General features: G+C 61.5%; 1 protein-coding gene. It reads left to right on the forward strand.

Annotation, left to right across the window (positions count from 1 at the left end; genetic code table 11):
• On the forward strand, positions 1-239 hold a 239-nt coding region (locus SB764_RS44305), incomplete at both ends, for a YbhB/YbcL family Raf kinase inhibitor-like protein (RefSeq protein ID WP_410867351.1).

The raw sequence follows: 239 nt of genomic DNA on the forward strand, positions 1-239 counted from the left end.
GCGCACGTTCCGCCCGGAACAAGAAGCATCGTCGTCACCATGTACGATCCTGATGCCCCGACTGGAGGGCTCGGATGGACGCATTGGGAAGTCGTCAATATTCCGCCTTCGGAAACGTCGATTCAGAAGGGGGCGTCAGGAGATGTGGGACGAATGCCGGCGGGTGCGCTCGAGACGCTGACGGATTTTGGCGAATCCAAGTACGGCGGGCCATGCCCGCCGAAGGGTGAGTCGCATCG

It is taken from the genome of Paraburkholderia sp. SIMBA_027 (genome assembly GCF_046535315.1).
Taxonomy (GTDB): domain Bacteria; phylum Pseudomonadota; class Gammaproteobacteria; order Burkholderiales; family Burkholderiaceae; genus Paraburkholderia; species Paraburkholderia tropica.